The 1,575-nt window shown below is 73.2% G+C and carries 2 protein-coding genes and 1 pseudogene; 2 read left to right on the plus strand and 1 reads right to left on the minus strand.

The window, feature by feature from the left end; all coding sequences use genetic code 11:
* Window positions 1–188 (plus strand): hypothetical protein (locus JM949_RS38330; protein WP_238434478.1); only part of this gene is annotated, 188 nt, incomplete at its 5' end.
* Between the two features lie 21 nt (window positions 189–209).
* On the opposite strand, the gene JM949_RS35860 is transcribed toward JM949_RS38330, so the two are convergent.
* On the minus strand, window positions 210–1,160 hold the full coding sequence (locus JM949_RS35860) for an NUDIX hydrolase (RefSeq protein WP_203152462.1): 951 nt from the start codon (window positions 1,158–1,160) through the stop codon (window positions 210–212).
* Between the two features lie 143 nt (window positions 1,161–1,303).
* Here JM949_RS35860 and JM949_RS35865 point away from each other — a divergent pair.
* Window positions 1,304–1,575, plus strand: a pseudogene (locus JM949_RS35865) (PspC domain-containing protein); the annotation flags it as partial.

The following is a 1,575-nucleotide window of genomic DNA, read 5'->3' on the forward strand; positions in this document are numbered from 1 at the left end:
GGCCGGAGAAGGGGGCCGGGGCCAAGGCCGGAGCCGGAGCCGGAGCCGGGGCCAGGAGCCGGGCGCAGGTGGGGCCGTGGGGTGGGCGGGGCGGTGATCGACTCGGGTTCAGTGAAAGCGCGGTTTCCCGCTGGGCGAGATGCCGCGACTTCCATGAACCCGAGTTGATCATCGCCGAGCGCGCGTAGGGGCGGTGCGGGGAGTCCGGGTCAGGTGAGTTGGGCTGCTTGGACTGCCTCGGCGGTTACCTCGGTCAGGCGGTCGGTGGGAAGGGCGCCCAACTCCTCGCGGGCGAACCAGCGGGCCTCGCAGGTGGAGCCGCCCACGTCGGCCACGGTCAGCGGGTTGGGCTGGTCGACCACGACCCGGTAGAAGGCGCGTACGCCGTGCCAGTCGATCGGATAGCCCTCCGGGCCGAGCGAGGCGGCGTCGCGGTGGCTGGCCACGCCGAGCAACTCGACCAGGCGGCCGGTCTGCCCGGTCTCCTCGACCAGTTCCCGGATCAGCGCCGCACCGGGCTGCTCGCCGTAGTCGGTGCCACCGCCGGGCAGGTGCCAGCAGCCGGCGCCGGGGTAACCGTCGGACACCCGGGTCAGCAGCACCCGGCCGGCGGGGTCGGTGCAGACCGCGTACGCGGCGAAGCGCTGCGCCCGGTGCAGCCCGTCGGGGCCGGGGACCGCGTAGAAGGAGGGGAACTCGGGCACCTCGTCGGGCACCACGTCGGCCGATGAGGCGGGCAAGCCGAGGGCGCGTGCAGTGAACGAGCGCAGCGGCAGCTCGCGCGCCTCGTCGAGGGTGTACCACCGGGCCAGGTCGGTCGGGTGCTCGCCGACCCGGTCCGCGAGGGTGCCGCCGCGCACCGCCACCCGGTAGATCAGCCGGTCGGTGTGGATGGTGATGCCGCGCTCCGGCAGGGCCCGCATGTCGGCGAGCACGTCGGCCAGGCCGGAGACGGCGACCGAGAGGCCGGTCTCGGCGGCGGTTTCGCGGACGACCGTGTGGTTCGGGTCCTCACCGTGGTCGACCGCGCCGCCGGGCAGCGACCACGTGCCGGGGGTGCCGGAGCGCTCCGAGGCGCGGACCAGCAGAACTCGGCCTCTTGAATCAGCACAAACTGCGTATGCCGCGATCCTGCGGAGCGGCTCGAGCATGGTGGTCACGGAAGCAAATTCTCCCCGGGCCGGGTTACCGGAACGGAAAAGAGTCGGATTCCTGACTGTCCGACCCCGCTCAGGGATCGGTCAGGGTATTGATCCGGGCGGTCACCGAGGGCGGAACGGGCACCAGCGCGGACCGTGGGGGTATGACATCCACCACCGCTCCGCACGCCCCGTACAAGCAGCTCCGGCGACCCACCACCGACCGCATGGTCGCGGGGGTCGCCAGTGGCGTCGGCCGCTACTTCGCCGTCGACCCCACGCTGGTCCGGGTGATCTTCGCGGTCACCGGTCTGCTCACCGGCGGGCTCGCGCTGTTCGCGTCACCCGATCATGTGGTTCCTGATGCCGGAGGAGCCCAGCGGCGCGCCGGCCTGGCCGCACCCGGCGGGCGTCGCGCCGCAGCCCACCGCCGGGC

Source organism: Micromonospora tarensis, from assembly GCF_016803395.1.
Taxonomy (GTDB): Bacteria; Actinomycetota; Actinomycetes; order Mycobacteriales; family Micromonosporaceae; genus Micromonospora; species Micromonospora tarensis.